A 21,274-nucleotide genomic window follows, 5' to 3' on the forward strand; every position below is an offset into this window, starting at 1 on the left:
CCCTCGGCGACCAGGTCGGCGTAGGCGTCGGCGACCGTGTTGCGGGCGATGCCCAGGTCGGCGGCGAGCGCGCGGGAGGAGGGCAGCCGGGTGCCGGGGGCCAGCCGGCCGGAGCGCACCGCCTCGCGCAGGGCGTCGGTCAGCCCCCGGCGCAGGCCCGGGCCGGTCGGCTCCAGGTGCAGGTCGATGCCCAGAGTGGCCCACTGATCCGCCATGGAAATGGACCATACCCCTGGGCTGCTTTCCTCCTAGGGTCGAGGGCATGACGACGACGCACAGCGATGATTCGACCGGCACGACGACCGTGGAGTACGCCGCCGAGCAGCCCGCCCGCCTGGAGTGGGCCAAGCACGCGCCGGAGGTCTACAAGGCCATGATCCGGCTCGACACGGCCGCCCGGCAGGGCCTCGACCACAAGCTGTACGAGCTGGTGAAGATCCGCGCCTCGCAGATCAACCACTGCGCCTTCTGCATCGACATGCACACCAAGGACGCCCTCGCGTCGGGCGAGAGCGTCGAGCGGATCGTGCAGCTCAGCGCCTGGGACGAGTCGCGGCACTTCTACACCGCGAAGGAGCTCGCTGCCCTGGAGCTGACGGAGGCCGTGACGGTCCTGACGGACGGTTTCGTTCCGGACGAGGTGTACGAGAACGCCGCGCGGCACTTCGGGGAGGCCGAGCTGGCGCAGCTGATCGCCGCGATCACGGTGATCAACGCCTGGAACCGGTTCGGGGTGACCTGCCGGATGACGCCGGGGCACTACCAGCCGGGGCAGTACAAGTGACGGCCCGGACACGGCTGTTGGACCCTGCGGTCGGCCGGGCCATGTCCGCGCTCAGCAAGGCCGCCAAGCAGGGCCTCGGCGACCCGGCCCTGGCCGAACTCGTCGTGATCCGCGCCTCGCAGCTCAACCACTGCGCGTTCTGCCTCGACATGCACCTCGCGCTCGCCCGCGAGCACGGCGTGAGCGAGAAGCAGCTCGATCTGCTGGCGGCCTGGGAGGAGGCCGAGGACGTCTTCGACGAGCGGGAGCGGGCCGCGCTCGCGCTGACGGAGGCGGTGACCGTGCTGACGGAAGGTTTTGTGCCGGACGAGGTCTACGAGCAGGCCGCGAAGCACTTCGACGAGGTCCGGCTGGCCCATCTGATCGGCCTGGTCGTCGCCATCAACAACTGGAACCGGGTGATGGTCGCTCGCCGGATTCCGCCAGGGGGTTACACGCCATGAGCAAGGCCGACGCGTTCCGCGCCCTCCACCGGCACCGGGCGCCGGGGGATCCGCTCGTGCTGCCCGGGCCGTGGGACGCGGCCAGCGCCCGGGTGTTCGCCGAGGCCGGGTTCCCGGCGCTCGCCACGCCCAGTGCCGGGGTCGCCGCCTCCCTCGGCTACGAGGACGGGCAGGTCCCCGCCGACGAGATGTTCGCGGCGGTCGCCCGGATCGTCCGGGCCGTCGACGTGCCGGTGTCGGCGGACGTGGAGGGCGGCTACGGGCTCGCGCCGAAGGAGCTCGTGGAGCGGCTGCTGGAGGTCGGGGCGGTGGGCTGCAACCTGGAGGACTCCGTGGACGGGGTGCTCAAGGATCCGCGGGCGCACGCCGACTGGCTGGCGGAGGTGCGGGAGGCGGCCGGCGGCCGGCTCTTCGTCAACGCCCGCGTGGACACCTTCGCCTGCGGGGTCACCGATCCCGGGCAGGCCATCGAGCGGGCCGCGTCGTACGTGGCCGCGGGCGCCGACTGCGTCTACCCGATCGAGGCGCCACCGGAGGTGCTGCCGCTGCTGCGGGCCGGTATCCAGGGGCCGATCAACATCTTTGCCGTGCCGGGCGAGGGCCCCTCGCCCGCCGAACTCGGCGCGCGAGGGGCCACCCGGATCACCTTCGGGCCGGGGCTCCAGCGGCGGGCCGCCCGCGCACTGCGGGAGATCGCCGCCGGCCTGCGGCCGTAGCGACGGTCAGGACAGCCACTTCTTCCACGTGGACTTGTGGCTGTCCACCCACTTCTTCGCCGCGTCCTCCGGCGTCATCTTCTTGTCGGCGATCATCAGGGAGACCTCGTTCTGGTCCTCGGTCGTCCACTTGAACTTCTTCAGGAAGGCCGCCGCCTTGCCGCCGTTCTTCGCGAAGCCCGAGTTCAGGTACTTCTGCAGCGGCGTGTGCGGATAGGCGCAGGCGACCTTCTCCGGGTCGGCGTCGCAGCCCTCCTTGTACGGCGGCAGCTTCACCTCGGTCATCGGGACCTTCTTGAAGAGCCACTGGGGCGCGTACCAGTAGGTGAGGAAGGGCTTCTTCTCCTTGGCGAACTGCCGCATCTGCGTGATCTGCGCGGCCTCGGACCCGGCGAACACCACCTGGTAGTCCAGCTTCAGATTCTTCACCAGCGCCTTGTCGTTGGTGACGTAGGACGGCGAACCGTCCATCAGCTGGCCCTTGTCGCCGCTCTCCGGGGTGCGGAACAGGTGGGAGTACTTGTTGAGGTTCTTCCAGTTGGTGATGTCCGGGTGCTGCTTGGCGAGGTACGTCGGGACGAACCAGCCGATGTGGCCGGTGACGCCGAGTCCACCGCCGGCGGTGATCGTCTTCTTGTCCTTGACGTACCGCTGCTCCTGCTCGGGGTGGCCCCAGTCCTCCAGGATCGCGTCGACGCGGCCCTGGCTGAGGGCGTCCCAGGCGGGCACCTCGTCGACCTGGACGGTGTCGACGCGGTAGCCGAGCTCGTGCTCCAGGATGTACTGGGCGACGGCCACGTTGGCCTGGGCGCCCACCCAGGACTGCACGGACATGGTCACGGTCTTGGCGCCCTGCGCGTTGGCGAAGGGCGAGGCCTGCTTGGTCATGTCGGCGGCACCGCAGCCGGTGAGCAGCGCCAGGGAGCTCACCGCGGCGACCGCGGCGGAGGTACGGAATCGCATGTCACGCTCCCTTCTTGACGCGGCGTTCGGTGGGCTGGGTCACCCGGTCGAGCATCAGGCCGAGGCAGACGATCGCCGCGCCGGCCACCAGACCGGTCGCCAGATCGCCCTGGGCGAGCCCGAAGACGACGTCGTAGCCGAGCGCGCCACCGCCGACCAGGCCGCCGATGACGACGACGGCGAGGACCAGGACGAGGCCCTGGTTGACGGCGAGCAGCAGGGCCGGGCGGGCCAGCGGGAGCTGGACCTGCCGCAGTTGCTGCCAGCTGGTCGCGCCGAGCGAGCCGGAGGCCTCCAGCGCGGCCGGGTCGACCTGGCGCAGGCCCTGGGTGGTGATCCGGACGACGGCCGGGAGCGCGTACACGATCGCGGCCGCGACGGCCGGGGCGCGGCCGACGCCGAACAGGGCGACGACCGGGATCAGGTACACGAACTGCGGCATCGTCTGGAAGACGTCCAGGACCGGGCGCAGCAGCCGTTCCAGACGGTCGCTGCGGGCCGCCGCGATGCCGGTGGCGAAGCCGACGACGAGGGTGACGACGACGGCCGCCAGGACCTGCGACAGGGTGTCGAGGGACGGCTTCCAGACGCCGAGCGCGCCGATCGCGGCCATCGCGAGGACGGCGGTCAGCGCGGTGCGCCAGGTGCCGATCACCCAGGCCAGGGCGGCGACGATCAGCAGGACCGACCACCAGGGCAGCCCCTGCAGGCCGTCGCGCATCGGGTCGAGGACCCAGGTGGTGAAGTGGCCGGCCCAGTCGGCGGTGCCGCCGATCACGGGGACACCCGAGTAGAGGTGCGCGGTCATCCAGTCGACGACGCGGTTGACGGGCTCGGCGATGCCGACGACCCAGGAGTCGGGCCAGTCGAGCCGGCCCGCGAGACGCCCGGCGACCGCCACGGCGACGACACCGGCCAGGGCGAGGAGCCAGCCGAGCCCGCGCCGGGGCTCCGGTTCGGCGCCGATCCGCTCCCCCGCCGCGCCCGTGACGCGGTCCAGGACCACGGCCAGCAGCACGATCGGGATACCGGCGGCGAGCGCGGCGCCCACGTCGACCGAGGCCAGCGCCTGGTAGACGCGGTCACCGAGACCGCCCGCGCCGATGACGGCCGCGATGACGGCCATGGACAGGGCCATCATGATCGTCTGGTTGACGCCGAGGAGGAGTTCCTTGCGGGCCAGCGGAAGACGGGCGGTCAGCAGCCGCTGGCGCGCGGTGGATCCGAGTGACTGGACCGCCTCCAGCACCTCCTTGTCGGCGCCGCGCAGCCCGAGCGAGGTGAGCCGGGCCATGGGCGGGGCGGCGTAGATGACGGTGGCCAGGACGGCCGCCGGGACGCCGATACCGAAGATCAGCACGACCGGCAGCAGGTAGGCGAAGGCCGGGAGTACCTGCATGGTGTCCAGGACGGGGCGCAGGACGCGGTCCATCCGGTCGGACAGCCCGGCGGCGAGCCCGAGCAGCAGGCCCACCACGACCGACGCGACGACGGCGACGACCATCAGGGCGAGCGTCTGCATGGTCGGCACCCACATGCCGAGCAGGCCGCAGGCCAGGAACGCGGTGCCCGTGCCGAGGGCGAGCCGTACGCCCGCGACGCGCCAGGCGACCAGCGCGCCCAGGGCCGTGACGCCCGCCCAGCCGATGGCGAGGAGGGTGAGGTAGACGGCCCGTACGGCGATGACGACGACGTTGCTGACGTGGCCGAGGAAGTACAGGAACAGCGGGTGGCTGTCGCGGTTGTCGATGATCCAGTCGCTGGCCTTGGCGAGCGGTTCGGAGAAGTCGACGGTCAGGGCGCTCGGCCAGGTGCCGCTCGCCCAGCGGGCGTTCGCCAGCGGGACGAGGATCGCCGCCGCGAGGGCCAGGAAGAGAAGCTTGCGGACAGCGGGGCGCTTGAGGAGACCGGGCAGGCCGACACGGGGCGGGGATGCGGTGATCGTCGCCATCAGACCGCCTCCTTGGGCTGTTCCGTACCGGGCGGAGCGGGCTGCTCCGTACCGGCGACGACACCGAGCAGCGTGTCGGAGTCGACCACGCCCACGCAGCGGCCCTTGTCCATGACACGGGCCGGTGCGCCGGCGCGGGCGACCGCCTCGATGGCCTCGGAGACCGTCGCCTCGGGCCGGACCGCCGGTCCGCTGCCGTCCTGGTCCGCAGTCGGGCGGCGCATGGCCGTACGGACGGTCATGACCTGCTCGCGCGGGACGTCCCGGACGAACTCGCGGACGTAGTCGTCGGCGGGCGAGCCGACGATCTCCTCGGGCGTGCCGAGCTGCACGACCCGGCCGTCGCGCATCAGGGCGATGCGGTCGCCCAGCTTGAGGGCCTCCTGGAGGTCATGGGTGATGAAGACCATGGTGCGGCCCTCCTCGTGGTGCAGCCGGACCACCTCGTCCTGCATCTCACGCCGGATGAGGGGGTCGAGCGCGCTGAACGGCTCGTCGAACAGCAGGACCTCGGGGTCGACGGCGAGCGCGCGGGCGAGGCCGACGCGCTGCCGCTGGCCGCCGGAGAGCTGGCCGGGGCGGCGGTGCTCCATGCCTTCCAGGCCGACCTTGGCGACGACCTCGGCGGCCCGCTCACGCCGCTCGGCCTTGCCCATGCCCTGGATCTCCAGGCCATAGGCGACGTTGTCGATGACCGTGCGGTGCGGCAGCAGGCCGAAGTGCTGGAAGACCATGGCGGCGCGGTGGCGGCGCAGTTCGCGCAGCCGGGAGCGGTCCATGGCGCGGACGTCCTCACCGTCGATGGCGATGGTGCCGGCCGTCGGCTCGATCAGCCGGGTCAGACAGCGCACCAGCGTGGACTTGCCGGAGCCGGACAGGCCCATGACGACGAAGACCTCGCCCTTGCGCACGTCGAAGCTGACGTCCCGGACGGCGGCCGTGCAGCCGGTGCGCTCGCGCAGCTCGGCGGGGTCGAGGGCGGTGAGCTCGGGGTCGCCCGGAACGCGGTCGGCCTTGGGGCCGAACACCTTCCACAGGCCCTCCACCGAGAAGACGGGGGTCGTGTCCATGGTCTGCTCCGTGGGGGGTTCGAGGGTCGCGGTCACTTCGCACCACCACCGATCAGCTCGGCGGCACGCTCCCCGACCATGAGCACGCCGATCATCGGGTTCACGGTGGTCATGGTGGGGAACACGGAGGCATCGGCGATGCGGATGCCCTCCAGGCCGCGGATGCGCAGCTCGGGGTCGACGACGGCCAGCCGGTCGTCGGCGTCGCCCATCTTGCAGGTGCCGGCGGGGTGGTAGACGGTGTGGGCGACCTTGCGGGCGTACTCGCCGAGCTCCTCGTCGCCGGTGACGTCCGGGCCGGGGGCGACCTCGCGCTTGAGCCAGCCGGCCAGCGGTTCGGTCTTGGCGATCTCGCGGGCGATCTTGATGCCGTCGACGAGGGTGCGGCCGTCGTAGTCGTCCTCGTCGGTGAAGTAGCGGAAGTCCAGGGCGGGCTTGACCTCGGGGTCGGCGCTCGTCAGGTAGAGCCGGCCGCGGCTCTTCGGCTTGGGGATGTTCGGGGTCATCGAGACGCCGAACTCCGGCCGCTGGTAGCCCAGTCGCTCCGGGTTGTCCGTGAACGGGATCTGGTAGAAGTGGAACATCAGGTCGGGGTGCGGCAGTTCGGGGTCGCGGCGCACGAACAGGCCCGCGTCCGAGTCCATCGCGGAGTTCTCCGGGATGGGGCCGTTGGTCTCCCACACGATGACCGACTCGGGGTGGTCGAGCAGGTTCTCGCCGACGCCCGGCAGGTCGTGCGTGACGGGGATGCCGAGCTTCTCCAGATCCGCCTTCGGGCCGATGCCGGAGTGCATCAGCAGCCGGGGCGAGTCGACGGCGCCGGCGCACAGCAGGACCTCGCCCCGGGCCCTGACGAGGATCTCCTCGCCGTCCTTGGTGCGCACGTGCACGCCCGTGGCGCGGTTGCCGTCCAGCTCCAGCTGGTACGCCCAGGTCTCCAGCAGGATCGTGAGGTTGGGGCGCTCGTCCATCACCGGGTGCAGATACGCCACCGACGCCGAGGACCGCTTGTTGTTCTCGGGGTGGTAGGCGAGGTCGAAGAAGCCGACGCCCTCGGTGAACGGCTTCTGGTTGAAGCCCTCCACGCGCGGCACGCCGAGCGCCTCCTGCGCCGCGTCGACGAAGTCGCGGGCGATGGCGTTCCGGTCCTGCTCGTCGACCGGGACGATGTTGTTGAGCAGCCGCGCGAAGTACGCCTCCATCTGCACCGCGCCCCAGCCCTTGGCGCCGGCGGCCTCCCACTCGTCCCAGTCGGCGGGCAGCGGTTTGAACGCGATCAGCGTGTTGTGCGAGGAACAGCCGCCCAGCACGCGGGCCCGGCTGTGCCGGATATGCGAGTTTCCGCGTGGCTGCTCGGTGGTGGGGTAGTCGTAGTCGAGCTCGCCGCCCAGCAGGCCCATCCAGCGGCGCAGGGTCAGCACGTCGTCGCGGCCGACGTCGCTGGGGCCGCCCTCGATGACGGCGACGGAGACGTCGGGGTTCTCGGTCAGGCGGGAGGCAATGACGGAACCGGCTGTTCCGCCGCCTATCACGACATAGTCGTACTCATGGTTGTGGGACATAACGTGCTTGCTCCAGAGGGGATGGACCAGAGGGGACGAAGGGACCGGGCTCGGAGGGTGGGGGCGCGGGGAGGTCAGCCCGCGAACCAGCGCACCGGCTTCGGCGCGAGGTTCTGGTAGACGTGCTTGGTCTCGCGGTACTCGGCGAGTCCGGCCGGGCCGAGTTCGCGGCCCACTCCGCTCTTGCCGAAACCGCCCCATTCCGCCTGCGGCAGGTAGGGGTGGAAGTCGTTGATCCAGATCGTGCCGTGCCGCAGCCGGCCTGCCACGCGCCGGGCGCGGCCCGCGTCCGTGGTCCAGACACCGCCCGCGAGGCCGTACTCGGTGTCGTTGGCGAGGGCGACGGCCTCGTCCTCGGTGCGGAAGGTCTCGACGGTGACGACCGGCCCGAAGACCTCCTCCCGTACGACGCGCATCTCGCGGTGGCAGTGGTCGAGGACGGTCGGCTCGTAGAAGTAGCCGTTCTCCGGTCGCTGCGGGGAGGGCGCCGGGCGCTTGCCGCCGGAGCGCAGCACCGCGCCCTCCTTCAGGGCGGACTCGACGTACATCTCGACCTTGTCGCGCTGCTGCTCGGAGACCAGCGGGCCGCACTCGACGCCGTTCTCGGTGCCGCGGCCGAGGCGGATCTTCTCGGCCCTGCGGGCGAGTTCGGCGACGAAACGGTCGCGCACGGACTCCTCGATGATGAGGCGGGCGCCGGCCGAGCAGACCTGGCCGCTGTGGATGAAGGCGGCGTTGAGGGCCTGGTCGACGGCGGTGTCGAAGCCCTCGTCGGTGGCGCAGGCGTCGGCGAAGACCACATTGGGGTTCTTGCCGCCGAGTTCGAGGGCGACCTTCTTCACGGTCGGCGCGGCGGCCTGGGCCACCTTGGTGCCGCTGATCAGGCCGCCGGTGAAGGAGACCAGGTCGACGTCGGGGTGCTCGGAGAGGCGGGCGCCGACCGAATGGCCCGGCCCGGTGACGATGTTGGCGACCCCGGCGGGCAGTCCGGCCTCGACGAGCAGCTCGATCAGCGCGATGGTCGTCATCGGGGTGATCTCGCTCGGCTTGATGACGAAGGTGTTGCCGGCGGCCAGGGCCGGGGCGATCTTCCAGCTGGCCTGGAGCAGCGGGTAGTTCCAGGGCGTGATCATCGAGCAGACGCCGATGGGCTCGTGCACGACGACGCTGTGGATGTCGGGCGAGCCGGCGTCCACGACCCGGCCGGGCGACTCGCCGGCGACCAGGTCGGCGAAGTACCGGAAGGCGTCGGCGACGCAGTCGATGTCGACGCGCCCCTCCTCGACGGTCTTGCCGGCGTCCCGGCTCTCCAGCAGCCCGAGCTGCTCGCGGTCGCGCACGAGCAGGTCGGCGACGCGCCGCAGCAGCGCGGCCCGCTCCCCGACGGGCGTTCGCGGCCACTCCCCCTCGTCGAAGGCGCGCCGGGCGGCGGCGATCGCCAGATCGGTGTCCTTCTCGTCACCCTCCGCGACCACGGCGAACGGCAGGGCGTCCGCGGGGTCGAGGATCTCGCGCGTGGCGCCGGAGACGGCCGCACGCCATTCCCCTCCCGCGTGGATGGTGCTGCGCGCCTGCAGTTCGTTGCTTTCCGCCATGATCGCTTTCGCCTTCCGTTCCTGATCAGCGCCCCTGTGTCACACATGTGTCACTAAGAGACCGAGTGCGCCTGCCCCTCTCCCCTCGATGCATGCACGATCCGTGGCCGAAAGTGCGCTGTGTCACGGGAGATGCGGTCAATCAGGGGCAAAGGGGACGCGAAACGGGATGGATGACGCGGCTAGAGGGCGTCCGACCACGCGGCGAGAATCTCCCGCACCGCCCCGCGAAGCCAGCCGTGCGCGGGGTCGGCGTCGTGGCGCGGGTGCCACGCCAGGCCGAGCCGGACCGGCGGGAGCCGGAGGGGCACGTCGAAGGTGGCCAGGCCCAGGGCCCGCGCCAGCGGCACGCTCCAGGAGTTGATCAGACCCGTCAGGTCGGTGGCCCGCAGGACGAAGAGGGAGGCGGGGAAGGTGCCCACCGACCCCACCACCCGCCGGGCCAGCCCGAGTTCGGCGAGCGCCTCGTCCACGGGCCCGTGCAGCTTCCCCCGCCGGGAGACGGTCAGGTGATCGGCCTCCAGGGCGAACCGCTCGGGCGTCAACTCACCCTCCAGCAGCGGGTGTCCGGCCCGGACGACCCCCACCATGCGGTCCTCGTACAGCGACTCCACCCGCACCTCCGGCGCCACCGTGTCGATCACGCCGACCTCCAGATCGGCGGTGCCCTCGCGCAGGAAGGGCCCGTCCACATGGCTCTCGGTGAGGAAGCGGAGGCGGATCCCGGGGGCGTCGCGGGCCGCCCGGGTGAAGAGGTCCGGGCCGCAGGCGGCGGCGACGGCGTCATGACAGAGGACGGTGAACGTACGGGTCACCGTCCTCAGGTCGGTGTCGGCGGGCGCGAACAGCGCCCGGGCCCGCTCCACCACCGCGCTCACCTCGGCCCGGACGGCCAGCGCACGCGGTGTCGGCACCATCCGCCGCCCGGCCCGCACCAGCACCGGGTCACCGAGCGCCTTGCGGATCCGGCCCAGGGTGCGGCTCATCGCGGGCTCGGACAGATGCAGCCGCCGCGCCGCACCGCCGACGCTCTGCTCCTCCAGCAGCACGTCCAGGGCGACCAGCAAATTCAGGTCCAGGCCGCTTGATTGCGTCACACGCATCGATCCCTTGCAAAGGTTGCACTGGAGTACGGGTACGACCCGAGCCTACGGTGACGAGGCGATCCCCCCTTCACCGAGCTCCCGGGAGGAGCCTTGCCCTCGCACGCCCTGAAACGGCGGACCCTGCTCGCGCTGTGCGCCTGCGTCCTGGTCGCCCAGAGCATGGTCGCCGCCATCAACCTGCTGATCCCGCAGCTGAGTTCGTCGTCCCTGCACCCCTCGTCCAGCGAGATCCTGTGGACGGTCGACGCGTACGTCATCGTCTTCGCCGGGCTCCTCATCCCGGCCGGCGCCCTCGGCGACCGGTACGGCCGCAAAGGCGCCCTGCTCAGCGGGCTCGCCCTGTTCGCGGCCGGTGCCGCCCTCAGCGCCCTCGCCCGGGACCCTGCGCTGCTCATCGCCGGGCGCGGTGTCTCGGGAGCCGGGGCCGCGCTGATCACACCGGCGACGATGTCGATCCTGATGCACCTGGCCGGACCGCACGGACGCGCCCGGGCCATGGCCTCCTGGACGCTGGCGATCGGCCTCGGCGGGCTGGCCGGCAATCTCGGCGGCGGTCTGGCCGGCCAGTTCCTGTCCTGGCGCGCCCTGTTCGCCGTGATGGTCCCGCTGGCCGCGCTGCTCGCCCTCGCCGTGGCCGTCACCACCCCGCGCACCGACCGTTCCCCGCACAGCCACCTCGCCCCGGCCGGCACCCTGCTCCTCACCGCCGGGCTGGTCACCGTCCTCTTCGGCATCATCGAGGGCCCGGAGTACGGCTGGAGCGCGCCGCGGATCCTGCTCGCGTTCGCGGCGGGCGCCCTGCTCATCGCCCTGTTCACGGTCCAGGCCCTGCGCTCGCGCACCCCGCTGTTCGACCCGCCGGTCTTCGCGGCGCCCCGGCTGCGCGCGGCCACCCTCGGCATGGCGACCGGCTTCTTCGGCCTGTTCGCCCTCTTCTACCTCAACTCGCAGTACCTCCAGGGCGTCAAGGGCTACGGCCCCGCCCGCACCGGTGTCGCCATCGTGCCGCTCATCGTCGGCCTGGCGCTCGTGCCGAGGCTGGCGGCACGCTGGGCCGCGCACCCCCGGCCGGTCATCGGCGGCGGCCTGGCCCTCATCGGCCTCGGCCTGCTCGGCGTGTCGACGGCCGGCGCGGGCACGCCCTACGCGATCTACGCCTGTTGGCTGCTGGTCATCTCGGCGGGTACCGGGCTGTGCATGCCGACGCTGACCCTGGGCGTCGTCACGTCCCTGCCGCCCCACCAGGCGGGCCTCGGTTCCGGCCTCGGCACGGCCGCCCGGGAGATCGGCGCGGCGCTCGGCGTCGCGGTCACCGGCACGGTCCTGGCCTCCCATGGCGACCTCCACACGGGCATGGCACCGGCCCTGCGCACGGTCGCCCTGCTGGTCCTGGCGGCCACGGCGGCGGTGGTAGCCGGGTACGGGGGCTCGCGGAAGGGCGCCGGACAGCCCGCAGGCCCCGCACCGGACGGAACCGGTACGGGGCCTGCGCGCGAACGCGGAGAGACTCCGGTCAGATGAGGCCGAGGCCGCGGACCGCCTCGCGCTCCTCCTCGAGCTCCTTGACGGAGGCGTCGATCCGGGCGCGGGAGAACTCGTTGATCTCCAGGCCCTGGACGATCTCGTACGTGCCGTCCTTGGTGGTGACCGGGAAGGAGGAGATCAGGCCCTCCGGGACGCCGTACGAACCGTCCGACGGAATACCCATCGAAACCCAGTCGCCGTCGGCGGTGCCGTTGACCCAGCTGTACACGTGGTCGATGGCGGCGTTCGCGGCCGACGCGGCCGAGGACGCGCCGCGGGCCTCGATGATCGCGGCACCGCGCTTGGCGACGGTCGGGATGAAGTCCTCGGCCAGCCACTTCTCGTCGTTCACGACCTCGGCGGCGTTCTTGCCGGCGACCGTGGCGTGGAAGATGTCCGGGTACTGGGTGGCGGAGTGGTTGCCCCAGATGGTGAGCCGCTTGATGTCGGCGACCGTGGAGCCGGTCTTCTTCGCGAGCTGGGTCAGGGCGCGGTTGTGGTCCAGGCGGGTCATGGCCGTGAACCGCTCGGCGGGTACGTCCGGCGCGGCGGCCTGGGCGATGAGGGCGTTGGTGTTGGCCGGGTTGCCGACGACGAGGACCTTGACGTCGTCCGCGGCGTGGTCGTTGATGGCCTTGCCCTGCGGCTTGAAGATGCCGCCGTTGGCCTCCAGCAGGTCGCCGCGCTCCATGCCCTTGGTGCGGGGGCGGGCGCCGACGAGCAGGCCCACGTTCGTGCCGTCGAAGGCGACGTTCGGGTCGTCCGTGATGTCGATGCCCTGCAGGAGCGGGAACGCGCAGTCGTCCAGTTCCATGGCCGTGCCCTCCGCCGCCTTCAGCGCGGGCGTGATCTCCAGCAGGCGCAGCTTCACCGGCACGTCCGCGCCGAGCAGCTGACCGGAGGCGATGCGGAAGAGCAGGGCGTAACCGATCTGGCCGGCCGCGCCGGTGACGGTGACGTTCACGGGAGTGCGGGTCATGGCGTTCTCCGTATGACAGCTGGCGGTGGGGCGTCCCTGCCCCGGACGTTTGATCGATCTCTTGGCGTCAAGAGATCCATCCAGCGGTCAGGCTATCGCGCATCCGGGATCCCGCACGGCCGGGTCGGTGTGGCCCACCCCACAACCCACCCGACACCCGTACGAAAAGGCGGCCGCCCGTCCGGGAGAGGAGGACGAAGGCGGCCGCCGGGGGGAACCGACCAGGCCGGACTCCCGTGGGGGTACGGTTCGCGTGCCCCGGATCGCACCGCCCATGCCTCCTTCGCCGAAATTCCTCCGCGACCTTTTCCCTGCCGGGACCTCGGGCCGGAACCCGGCCCCTGCGACCAGGCCCGATGGCCCCGACCCGGCGCGAGGCAACCCACGTTTCGCCGGCCCCGCCGGCCCCGGCCGTGAGCCGGACGCCCGCCGGTCACAGGGCAGCCCAACGCGCGCAAGCACCACCGGATCCCGGCGGGGGCCAGAAGCCACACACGCCGCCGGGGACAAGGCGGACCGCTGATTGCCGGGCGCCCACCGGGCCCAGCCCCACCCGGCCGGACCCAGCCCCTCCGACCGGGTCGCCCGGCTGGAGGACAAGCGCACCCCTTGAAGCCACGCGCGCCGCCGGGTGCCAGGCGGCGTCCCCCTACTCCGTGCAGCCCTGTTCGCCGGAGGCCAGCGTTGCGCAGGCCTTCGCGTCGGTGGCGTTCTTGACGGCGACCATCGGGGTGTACGCGATCGTGTCGCCCGTGGCCGTGATGCTCCCGGTCTGCTTCGCCTTGCCCGCGCTGAGCTGGACCTCGTCGCCCTGGGCCGCCTGGGTGATACGGCCCCAGGCCGCCTTGCAGGTCTCGCTGTAGCGGACCTCGACGACGGTCGTGCCGACGGTCGCCGTCTGGGCCGTGGTCACCAGGTCACCACTGCACCCCATGTTCTCCGCGTCCTTGCCCGTGCAACTGGCGCCGCTGCACTTCACGCCGGGCGGCAGCTCCTGGTTCGTGGTGGTGCTCGGGGCCGGCGACGTGCCGCCGCCCTTGGCCTCGTCGTCGCCACCGCCACCGGTGAGGTAGAACGCGCCGGCTATCACCACGAGCACGCCCACGACACCCGCGACGAACGTCGCCGTCCGCCGTTTGGCGGCAGCGCTGCCGGAGCCCCCGGGCCCACCGGAGCCGCCCGTGCCGCCGGATGCACCCGCGCCCGCCGGGACGGCGTCCCGCGGTGGTGTGCCGTACGCGTCCGCCCCGACGCCCGGCATCCGGGTGGTACCGGGACCGGAACCGGGCGTGGTGCCGGTCCCTGTGCCGGCGGTGCGTCCGCGGCCGTGGGACGGGCCCTGGTATCCGGCCACCCCCCACGAGTTGACCCCGGTCCCGCCACTGCCGGTGGAGTCCTGCACCTCGGGCGCCGTCGGCTGCGGCGGCACGGTCGGGGCGACGCCCGCCGGCCCCGCGATCCCCGGCGTCACCGTGGCACTGCCGCTTCTGCGGGCCGTCCCGCCACCGCCCGCGGAGGCCGTCTTGCCGTCGCCCTGGGAACCGGCCGAGGCACTCCCGAAGTCCTGCCCGCCGAACTCACCCAGCGCGGCGCGCGCCTGGGAGATCCGGATGGCCTCCATCGTCATGTCGTGCCGCATCTCCGAGCGGCTCCAGGCCCGCTCGGCGAGCTCCCACATGGTGGTGAGGTGCATCGGGTTGGTCCCGGTGACCTCGGCCAGCGCCACGATCGCGCCCTTGGGCGCGAGCAGCCGCCCGTTCAGATAGCGCTCCCACGACGTCTTGCTGTAGCCCGTGCGGTCCGCCACCGACGCGATGCTCAGACCACTGCGGTCCACGAGCCTGCGCAGCTGGCTGGTGAACTCCCTGATCTGCGGATCGAGCTCATCCGGCAAGGCCCTCCAACGAGGCATTGCTTCCCCCTCTTCCCCCCGGTCGTGCTGTTATGTCCCGCGCTGTTCGCCCCGCGCGCCCGCGGCCTCGGCCGAGTCCCCGTTCTGGCTACCCACAGGGATGCGCCCATCCAGGATCTCAGTTCCCTGACGGGGGGCGCACAGGAGCACAGGACCCGCGCGCGATACACCCCGGACCGTCCCGATTGTCCACGCCGCCCCCGTGCTTGCACCACTTCATACCGAATCTCCCGGCGGACGTACCGGAACCGTCACTTCCGTGCCACAGCGCACGGACAGCCGTTGAACAGGCCGTTCGCCGTGCAGGAAGGTGGGCCGTGGCGGCGGCCCGTCCTTCCTCGGGGGAGAGGACGGACCGCCGTCGCGTCACTCGCTGGTGACCGTGAAGTGCAGCGTGTCCTTCAGGAACGGGATCTGCAGCCAGGGTTCCGGCTGCGCCATCATCGCCAGCAGGGCGATCGCCAGGCCCATGACGCCGTACGTGACGATGTCCGTGAACCGGGAGCGGACGGCGAGCATGCCGACGTCCGGCAGCAGCCAGCGCAGCGCGCCACCGCCCAGCAGGGCGATGCCGATCAGCAGCGTCCCGAGCCGGAACTGCCCGAACGAGGTCACCAGCAGCCCGAGCCCGACCAGCCCCAGCACGGCGAGGACGGGCCACTGCCGCGCCGGCGCGAACGCGTCCCCGGGCGCGGCCCGGCCACCGCCCTCAGGCCGCGCGGTGTCCTTGGTGAACAACGGGAACCGCCGGGTGGCCCGCCGCGGCCGCCCCTCGGCATCGGGGGCACTGACGGGATCCCGGACGGTGAGATCGCCGTCCTCGTCGCGCACCACGGCATCGGCGTCACCATCGAACGCACCGGGCGCGTCCGGCTCACCCCGCACGGCCTGCGCGCTCTCCGCGCTCCCGGCCTCCGAGGCGCTGCCCGCGCTCCCCGCGTTCCGTTCAGCCGGCACTGCGCTCCGCCGCCTCGACCACGTTGACGAGCAGCTGGGCACGGGTCATCGGGCCGACTCCGCCGGGGTTCGGGGAGATGAAGCCGGCGACCTCGGCCACGTCGGGGTGGACGTCGCCCACGATCTTGCCCTCGGCGCTGCGGGAGACGCCGACGTCGAGGACGGCCGCGCCCGGCTTGACGTCCTCGGCGCGGATCAGATGGGCGGAACCGGCCGCGGCGACGATGATGTCCGCGCGCTTGAGGTGCGCCGACAGGTCACGCGTGCCGGTGTGGCACTGGGTCACGGTCGCGTTCTCGCTGCGGCGGGTCAGCAGCAGCGGCATCGGCCGGCCGATGGTCACGCCCCGGCCGACCACCACGACCTCCGCGCCCTTGATCTCCACGCCGTAGCGGCGGAGCAGGGTGAGGACGCCGTTGGGGGTGCAGGGCAGCGGGGCCGGCTCGTTCAGGACCAGGCGGCCGAGGTTCATCGGGTGCAGGCCGTCGGCGTCCTTGTCCGGGTCCATCAGTTCCAGGATGCGGTTCTCGTCGATGCCCTTGGGCAGCGGCAGTTGCACGATGTAACCCGTGCAGGCCGGGTCCTCGTTCAGCTCGCGGACGGCCGCCTCGATCTCCTCCTGCGTCGCCGTGGCCGGCAGCTCGCGCTGGATGGAGGCGATGCCGACCTGCGCACAGTCACGGTGCTTGCCGGCGACGTACTTCTGGCTGCCGGGGTCGTCCCCGACCAGGATCGTGCCGAGGCCGGGCGTGACGCCCTTCTCCTTCAGCGCCGCCACGCGGGCGGTCAGATCGGACTTGATCGCGGCTGCGGTGGCCTTGCCATCGAGAATCTGGGCGGTCATGACCCCATCCTCGCGGATGACCCGCCCACGGTTCCAATCCGGCCGCAATACGGGCACCGCGGTGCCCCTCCTCCCGTATCCGCCCATGATCAGTGATGTTGCACTTGCACAACACATCGGGAATGCGGCTGGACAAGCCCGTCAGTGGTGAAGAACGATGACCTGACAAGTGCCGCGGGCAGCTCAACGGGGGGACGGTCGCTGTCTGAAGAACTCTCCTCCGTAGCGGTGCCACGCGTCGTCCCCGCACTCGGAACCAACGGAGGAAAGCCCCCATGAGCTACGGCGACCCGAACAATCCCTACGGCGCTCCCCAGGGGCAGCCGCAGCAGCCGCAGCAGGGCTACGGCTACCCGCAGCAGCAGGGGCAGGCGCCGGGGTACGGCTACCCGCAGGCCCCTCCGGTGTCCCCCTACGGCGGTCCCGCCGCGCCGACGACGATGCCGGGTTCCGTGGGCGCGGCCCGCGTGATGATGTGGGTCATCGTCGGCCTCCAGGTCGTCGGCGTGGCGTTCTTCGCCTTCGCCGCCGCGGCCCTCAACGCCGCGAAGGACGACGAGTCCCTCAGGGACAACACCGCTTTCCAGGACCTGGTCGGCCAGTCGACCGGCGTGATCTGGGGCTACGTGGTGTTCGGCCTGGCCTGGCTGGTGTTCGCGGCCGTCCTGGCGACCAAGTTCAAGAACGGCGGCAACGGCGCCCGCGTCACGATCCTGGTCTTCGCCATCATCACCGCCGTCCTCGGCATCTACCCGTTCATCCTCGTGGGCCTGGTGCACACCGTCCTGGCCATCCTGGTCGCGGTGTTCGTCGGCAACGCGAACGGCAAGGCCTGGTTCAACCGCCCCCGTTACTGAACGGACCCCGGCGGGCGGACCAGTTCGCGCCCATCACATCCAAGGGCCGTGTCTCACCCGTTCGAGGGGGGCACGGCCCTGGTGCGTCGCCCTAGTCTGACGTCCATAGCTGTCAGGCACGGGAGAGCACCTTGTACAGCATCATCGTGGTACCTCCGCCGACCACGGAGGACGAGCGAAACCTCGGCCAGATCAGACTCGCGCCCGGCGAACGCCTCACGTTCGGCCGCTCCGCGCACGGCAACGACCTGTGCATCAGCCACGACGGAGTCTCCCGCCGGGCCGGTGAGATCACCGCGCAGGGCGCCTTCTGGATCCTCAGCAACCTCAGCCGCGAACAGACCTACGTGGTGGAGAACCCGGAGGGCGCGGGCGAGCACACCAAGATCGCGCCCGGGCGGCTGGAGGCGCCGATCCCCTTCGAGTTCTCGCGGATCGTGCTGCCCGCCGCCGGCGACCTGCTGGCCCTCCAGGTGTGGGCGCCGCGCCACGACTACCTGAGCGGCCCGGGCGCCCTCGACGGCGCCACGACCGCACCGGCCTTCTCCCTCGACCGCACCAAGCGCTACTTCGCGGTCCTGGCCGCCCTGTGCGAACCGCGCCTGCGCGGCGCCCCGCACGCCCCGCTGCCCACCGTCGACCAGGTCGCCGACCGCCTGCGCCCCACCTGGCCGGCCGCGTCCCGCACCTCGGTGCAGTGGAACATCGACTACCTCGCCGTGAAACTGCGCCTCAAGCCGGGCCCGCAGAGCGCGGACACCGGCCCGCGGCTCAACGGCAAGAAGGAGTCCCTGGTCTCCCTGGCGCTCCGCTTCGACCTGGTCCGCGAGGACGACCTGACCGTCCTGGCAGGCCCGTCGCCGGGCCGGGTGAGCCGGTGACCGAGCCCTACGCCGTCGCGGTGCCGAAGGGTTACCGGGTCGGCGTCTGGGAGGTGCGCGAGCCCCTCGCGACCGGCGCCTTCGGCAGTGTGTACGCGGCCCGGCGCACCGGGGAGAGCACACGGCTGCCCCGGACGGCCGCCCTGAAGTTCCTGCCCACGGGCACGGCCACGCCCCGCCGGCTGACCCATCTGCGCGAGCTGGTCGAGCGGGAGGTCGAGCTGTACCGGCGGCTGAGACAGCCGCGCCTGGTGCGGATGTACGAGACGCTGACGGTCGACGACCCGGACCGGCCGGAGCTGGACGGCGCCACCGTCCTCGTCCTGGAGCGGGCCGAGGGCTCCCTGTCCGCCCTGCTGACCGCGGAGCCCCGGCCCGAGGCCGGTCCCGCACTGCTCGCGCAGATCTGCGAGGGCCTGGCCCAGTTGCACGGCGCCGGCTGGGTGCACGGCGACCTGAAGCCGGCCAACGTGCTGCTGATGGACGACGGTTCGGTCCGCCTCGCCGACTTCAACATGGCCGCCGAGCTGGAGGGCACCCACGCCTACACCCCGGCCTTCTCCACCCCCGACTACACCCCGCCCGAGCTCCTGTGGACCGAGATCGGCGAACGGGGCCGCCGAATCCGCCCGTCGGCCGACGTCTGGGCCTTCGGTGTCCTCGCGCACCTCGTCCTCACCGGCTCCTTCCCGCTGCCCGGCGCGACGGTGACGGCCCGCCGCGACGCTGCCGCCGCCTACGCCCGAGGCACCGACGAGCTGCGTCTGTCGCCCGAACTGCCCGACGACTGGCGGCAGATCATCTCCGCCTGCCTGACCCGCACCCACCAGGACCGCGTCTGTGGCGAGGCCCTGCTCGACCGCGTCCGGGCGGCCGCCGGCACCGGGCACCGCTCCTTCCGCCTGCCCCGCCTGCGCCCGGCCCGCCGCCCCTCCCGCCGCATCGCGGTCCTGGCGGCCGGTGCCGCCGTCGCCGCCCTCGGCTACGGCGTCGCCACCTGGGCCGGTCCCGGCGACGACGGCGGGAGCAAGACCGGCGAGACCCGCAAGGTGACCCCCGCCGGCTACGGCGCCTCCGAACTGCGCACCGACAAGGGCGTCCCGGTCGCCTACCGGCGGCTCATCGTCGACTCGGCCCACGACTGCGTCCAGCCGGAGATCACCCCGGCGCTCGTCGCCGCGATGCTGAAGGTGGAGAGCGACTTCGATCCCGGTCTCTCCGACCCGGACGCGGGCGAGGAGGGCGAGTACGGCATCGCCCGCTGGACCCCGAGCATCCTGCGCTGGTGGATCCGCGCCGACGGCGTCCCCGCGAAGGAGACCCCCAGGCCGCCGCTCACCCCCGCCGAGTCCATCCCGGCCATGGCCCGCTACCTGTGCTTCGCCGAACCGCGCCTGGAGGCCGGCCTGCGCGGCGACCGCCGGGTGCTGGTCGCCGCCGCGTACCGGACGTCGTACAAGAGCGTGAACAACGCGGGCGGCGTTCCCCCGAAGTACCGCGACTACGCCGCCCGCGTCGCCCACTACCTCAAGGAGTACACCCCGGCCGCGAGGAAGTGACCCTCAGAGTTCACAGGTACTCCCGGGGCGCGGGGCACGTCAGGCCGGCGGGACTGCTCCGGTACCGTTTCCGGCATCGCTGCCAGGACCACAGCCGGGGGATCCATGTCAGACGCCGCCTTAGCACAGACCGGGTGCGTGCCGCTGCGACCCGCCGATCCGGTGCGGGTCGGACCGTACGTACCGCTGGGGCTGCTCGGCAGGGGTGGCATGGGCCGGGTCTATCTGGCGCGGCACGGGGACGGGACGCCCGGGCTCGCCGCGGTGAAGGTCATCCGGCCCGAGTACGCCGAGGACACGCCCTTCCGGCGGCGGTTCGAGCGGGAGGCCACCGTGCACGCGCGCGTGGGCGCGCCCTACACGCCCGAGTTGCTGGGCACGGGCTTCGAGCCGGACAGCGAGCTGCTGTGGATGGCGACGGTGTACTTACCCGGTCTCAACCTGGCGGAGGCCGTGCGGGATTGCGGCGTCCTGCCACCCGAGGACGCCTGGCGGCTGGTGGCCGATCTCGGGCGGGCGCTCGGCGCGCTGGCCGCGACCGGGATCGTGCACCGGGACGTCAAGCCCTCCAACGTTCTCCTGACCCGGCAGGGCGCACACGTCGTCGACTTCGGCATCGCCCGGGCCGTCGACGCCAGCGCGATCACCATGACCGGCAACCGCGTCGGCACCCCCGCCTTCATGTCCCCCGAGTACCTCAGGGACGGCCGCTGCGACACGGCCTCCGACGTGTTCTGTTTCGCGAGCACGGTCGTCCACGCGGTCACCGGACACGCCCCCTTCGGCGACGGCACCGGGGTGGACGTCCTGCACCGCATCGCCTCGGAGGAGCCGAACGCGAAGGTCATGTCCGAGGTGCGGACGGGCGACCCGGTCCTGGCCGACCTCCTCACGGCATGCCTCTCCAAGGACCCGGCCCTGCGCCCCGGCCCCCAGGACCTGGTCGACGCGGCCTCGGCCCAGCCCCGGTCCGCCTCCTGGCAGGAGCCGCTCGGCAGCCGCATCCTGGCCCGGCAGCAGGCGTACGAGGTGCTGAAGGACAGTCCGTTACCACCGCCGCGCGTGCGTCCGGCGGTGGCTGCGATGCCGGGGTTCGCGCCGCCCGGAGCGGCGCGGTTACCCGGTGTACCGGCGGCGGGGCAGCCGGGCTTCGGGCCGCCGGGAGCGGGGAGTACGCCGGTGGCGGCACCGTCGGCCGAACGTCCCGCCCGGCGGCGGCTGAGGCCGTACGTCACCCTCGCCGCCGTACTCACCGTGTGCGCCCTCGCCCTGACGGCCTTTCTGGCCACCCGCCCCTCGTCGGCGGGCGACAGCGGCTCAGCCGCCCCCACGGCCCGTACGTCCGGGGACGGTGACGACCGGACGTCCCAGCCGGACTTCGACCGCCCGGATTCCCCCACACCGTCCACGCGGGCCCCGCAGAGCGAGGGGACGACGCCGGGCCCTTCGCCCAGCCCCTCGGGCGACGACACCCGTACCACCGCCCCCGCTCCCCCGCCGGAGACGACGAAGCCCCGGCCCTCGGCCACGCAACCGCCGAAGACGCCGACCGCCCCGGCCAGGCCCCCGTG

Annotated in this window: 19 protein-coding genes; 8 read left to right on the forward strand and 11 right to left on the reverse strand. The window is 72.4% G+C overall.

Annotated features, from left to right (window positions below; translation table 11 throughout):
• Positions 1-215, reverse strand: a 215-nt coding sequence (locus CCL05_RS22795) for a GntR family transcriptional regulator (protein ID WP_143589933.1), incomplete at its 3' end; no start/stop codon positions are given.
• A gap of 47 nt (positions 216-262) precedes the next feature.
• Between CCL05_RS22795 and CCL05_RS22800 the strand changes: the two genes are divergently transcribed.
• Genes CCL05_RS22800 through CCL05_RS22810 form a run of 3 tightly spaced genes read left to right on the forward strand, consistent with a single transcriptional unit; the run spans position 263 to position 1,943 of the window.
• On the forward strand, positions 263-784 hold the full coding sequence (locus CCL05_RS22800) for a carboxymuconolactone decarboxylase family protein (RefSeq protein WP_086562342.1): 522 nt from the start codon (positions 263-265) through the stop codon (positions 782-784).
• A complete protein-coding gene (locus CCL05_RS22805; protein ID WP_086562343.1) occupies positions 781-1,227 on the forward strand; it encodes a carboxymuconolactone decarboxylase family protein in 447 nt (148 codons plus the stop codon). The genes CCL05_RS22800 and CCL05_RS22805 overlap by 4 nt, the downstream gene beginning before the upstream one ends.
• Positions 1,224-1,943: an isocitrate lyase/PEP mutase family protein gene (locus CCL05_RS22810; protein WP_086562344.1), complete on the forward strand. Its 720-nt coding sequence runs from the start codon at positions 1,224-1,226 to the stop codon at positions 1,941-1,943. Before CCL05_RS22805 ends, CCL05_RS22810 begins: the two co-directional genes overlap by 4 nt.
• Positions 1,944-1,949: 6 nt before the next feature.
• On the opposite strand, the gene CCL05_RS22815 is transcribed toward CCL05_RS22810, so the two are convergent.
• From CCL05_RS22815 to CCL05_RS22840, 6 genes are all read right to left on the reverse strand, one after another.
• The gene (locus CCL05_RS22815) at positions 1,950-2,906 is read right to left on the reverse strand and encodes an ABC transporter substrate-binding protein (RefSeq protein ID WP_086562345.1); all 957 of its coding nucleotides are present in this window, start codon (positions 2,904-2,906) and stop codon (positions 1,950-1,952) included.
• A 1-nt stretch (position 2,907) separates the two neighbouring features.
• Positions 2,908-4,857, reverse strand: coding sequence for an ABC transporter permease (locus CCL05_RS22820; protein WP_086562346.1), 1,950 nt, complete (start codon positions 4,855-4,857; stop codon positions 2,908-2,910).
• Positions 4,857-5,927, reverse strand: coding sequence for a quaternary amine ABC transporter ATP-binding protein (locus CCL05_RS22825; protein WP_086562358.1), 1,071 nt, complete (start codon positions 5,925-5,927; stop codon positions 4,857-4,859). The genes CCL05_RS22820 and CCL05_RS22825 overlap by 1 nt, the downstream gene beginning before the upstream one ends.
• Positions 5,928-5,959: 32 nt before the next feature.
• Positions 5,960-7,489 carry a GMC family oxidoreductase gene (locus CCL05_RS22830; protein WP_086562347.1) on the reverse strand — a complete coding sequence of 510 codons (1,530 nt, stop codon included), beginning with the start codon at positions 7,487-7,489 and terminating at the stop codon, positions 5,960-5,962.
• Between the two features lie 74 nt (positions 7,490-7,563).
• Entirely contained in the window at positions 7,564-9,084 is a 1,521-nt protein-coding gene (locus CCL05_RS22835) for an aldehyde dehydrogenase family protein (protein ID WP_086562348.1), read from the reverse strand.
• A 182-nt stretch (positions 9,085-9,266) separates the two neighbouring features.
• Positions 9,267-10,187, reverse strand: a complete 921-nt coding sequence (locus tag CCL05_RS22840) for a LysR family transcriptional regulator (RefSeq protein WP_086562349.1) — start codon at positions 10,185-10,187, stop codon at positions 9,267-9,269.
• A 93-nt stretch (positions 10,188-10,280) separates the two neighbouring features.
• On the opposite strand from CCL05_RS22840, the gene CCL05_RS22845 reads away from it, so the two are divergent.
• Positions 10,281-11,711, forward strand: a complete 1,431-nt coding sequence (locus tag CCL05_RS22845; RefSeq protein ID WP_086562350.1) for an MFS transporter — start codon at positions 10,281-10,283, stop codon at positions 11,709-11,711.
• On the opposite strand, the gene CCL05_RS22850 is transcribed toward CCL05_RS22845, so the two are convergent.
• From CCL05_RS22850 to CCL05_RS22865, 4 genes are all read right to left on the reverse strand, one after another.
• The gene (locus tag CCL05_RS22850) at positions 11,704-12,693 is read right to left on the reverse strand and encodes a malate dehydrogenase (RefSeq protein ID WP_086562351.1); all 990 of its coding nucleotides are present in this window, start codon (positions 12,691-12,693) and stop codon (positions 11,704-11,706) included. The genes CCL05_RS22845 and CCL05_RS22850 overlap by 8 nt on opposite strands.
• Before the next feature lie 649 nt (positions 12,694-13,342).
• Positions 13,343-14,587 (reverse strand): helix-turn-helix domain-containing protein, encoded by a 1,245-nt coding sequence (locus CCL05_RS22855; protein WP_086562352.1) that lies wholly within the window; start codon positions 14,585-14,587, stop codon positions 13,343-13,345.
• A gap of 384 nt (positions 14,588-14,971) precedes the next feature.
• Positions 14,972-15,562 carry a DUF3017 domain-containing protein gene (locus tag CCL05_RS22860; protein ID WP_086562353.1) on the reverse strand — a complete coding sequence of 197 codons (591 nt, stop codon included), beginning with the start codon at positions 15,560-15,562 and terminating at the stop codon, positions 14,972-14,974.
• A complete protein-coding gene (locus CCL05_RS22865) occupies positions 15,552-16,406 on the reverse strand; it encodes a bifunctional methylenetetrahydrofolate dehydrogenase/methenyltetrahydrofolate cyclohydrolase (protein ID WP_086562354.1) in 855 nt (284 codons plus the stop codon). Before CCL05_RS22865 ends, CCL05_RS22860 begins: the two co-directional genes overlap by 11 nt.
• A 275-nt stretch (positions 16,407-16,681) precedes the next feature.
• On the opposite strand from CCL05_RS22865, the gene CCL05_RS22870 reads away from it, so the two are divergent.
• The 4 genes from CCL05_RS22870 to CCL05_RS22885 form a co-directional block, all read left to right on the forward strand.
• Positions 16,682-17,263, forward strand: coding sequence for a hypothetical protein (locus tag CCL05_RS22870; RefSeq protein WP_086562355.1), 582 nt, complete (start codon positions 16,682-16,684; stop codon positions 17,261-17,263).
• A gap of 131 nt (positions 17,264-17,394) precedes the next feature.
• Positions 17,395-18,144 (forward strand): FHA domain-containing protein, encoded by a 750-nt coding sequence (locus CCL05_RS22875; RefSeq protein WP_086562356.1) that lies wholly within the window; start codon positions 17,395-17,397, stop codon positions 18,142-18,144.
• Positions 18,141-19,703 (forward strand): protein kinase domain-containing protein, encoded by a 1,563-nt coding sequence (locus CCL05_RS22880; RefSeq protein ID WP_086562357.1) that lies wholly within the window; start codon positions 18,141-18,143, stop codon positions 19,701-19,703. Before CCL05_RS22875 ends, CCL05_RS22880 begins: the two co-directional genes overlap by 4 nt.
• Before the next feature lie 138 nt (positions 19,704-19,841).
• Positions 19,842-21,274 (forward strand): serine/threonine protein kinase (locus CCL05_RS22885; RefSeq protein ID WP_341868279.1); only part of this gene is annotated, 1,433 nt, incomplete at its 3' end.

This window comes from Streptomyces africanus (assembly GCF_002150735.1).
GTDB classification, from domain to species: domain Bacteria; phylum Actinomycetota; class Actinomycetes; order Streptomycetales; family Streptomycetaceae; genus Streptomyces; species Streptomyces africanus.

Bases quoted from the DNA above. Each gene is read 5' to 3' on its own strand.
- CCL05_RS22815 (WP_086562345.1), bottom strand. From the start codon at position 2,906: ATGCGATTCCGTACCTCCGCCGCGGTCGCCGCGGTGAGCTCCCTGGCG.
- CCL05_RS22865 (WP_086562354.1), bottom strand. From the start codon at position 16,406: ATGACCGCCCAGATTCTCGATGGCAAGGCCACCGCAGCCGCGATCAAG.
- CCL05_RS22820 (WP_086562346.1), bottom strand. From the start codon at position 4,857: ATGGCGACGATCACCGCATCCCCGCCCCGTGTCGGCCTGCCCGGTCTC.
- CCL05_RS22870 (WP_086562355.1), top strand. From the start codon at position 16,682: ATGAGCTACGGCGACCCGAACAATCCCTACGGCGCTCCCCAGGGGCAG.
- CCL05_RS22835 (WP_086562348.1), bottom strand. From the start codon at position 9,084: ATGGCGGAAAGCAACGAACTGCAGGCGCGCAGCACCATCCACGCGGGA.
- CCL05_RS22825 (WP_086562358.1), bottom strand. From the start codon at position 5,927: ATGGACACGACCCCCGTCTTCTCGGTGGAGGGCCTGTGGAAGGTGTTC.
- CCL05_RS22840 (WP_086562349.1), bottom strand. From the start codon at position 10,187: ATGCGTGTGACGCAATCAAGCGGCCTGGACCTGAATTTGCTGGTCGCC.
- CCL05_RS22800 (WP_086562342.1), top strand. From the start codon at position 263: ATGACGACGACGCACAGCGATGATTCGACCGGCACGACGACCGTGGAG.
- CCL05_RS22830 (WP_086562347.1), bottom strand. From the start codon at position 7,489: ATGTCCCACAACCATGAGTACGACTATGTCGTGATAGGCGGCGGAACA.
- CCL05_RS22810 (WP_086562344.1), top strand. From the start codon at position 1,224: ATGAGCAAGGCCGACGCGTTCCGCGCCCTCCACCGGCACCGGGCGCCG.
- CCL05_RS22850 (WP_086562351.1), bottom strand. From the start codon at position 12,693: ATGACCCGCACTCCCGTGAACGTCACCGTCACCGGCGCGGCCGGCCAG.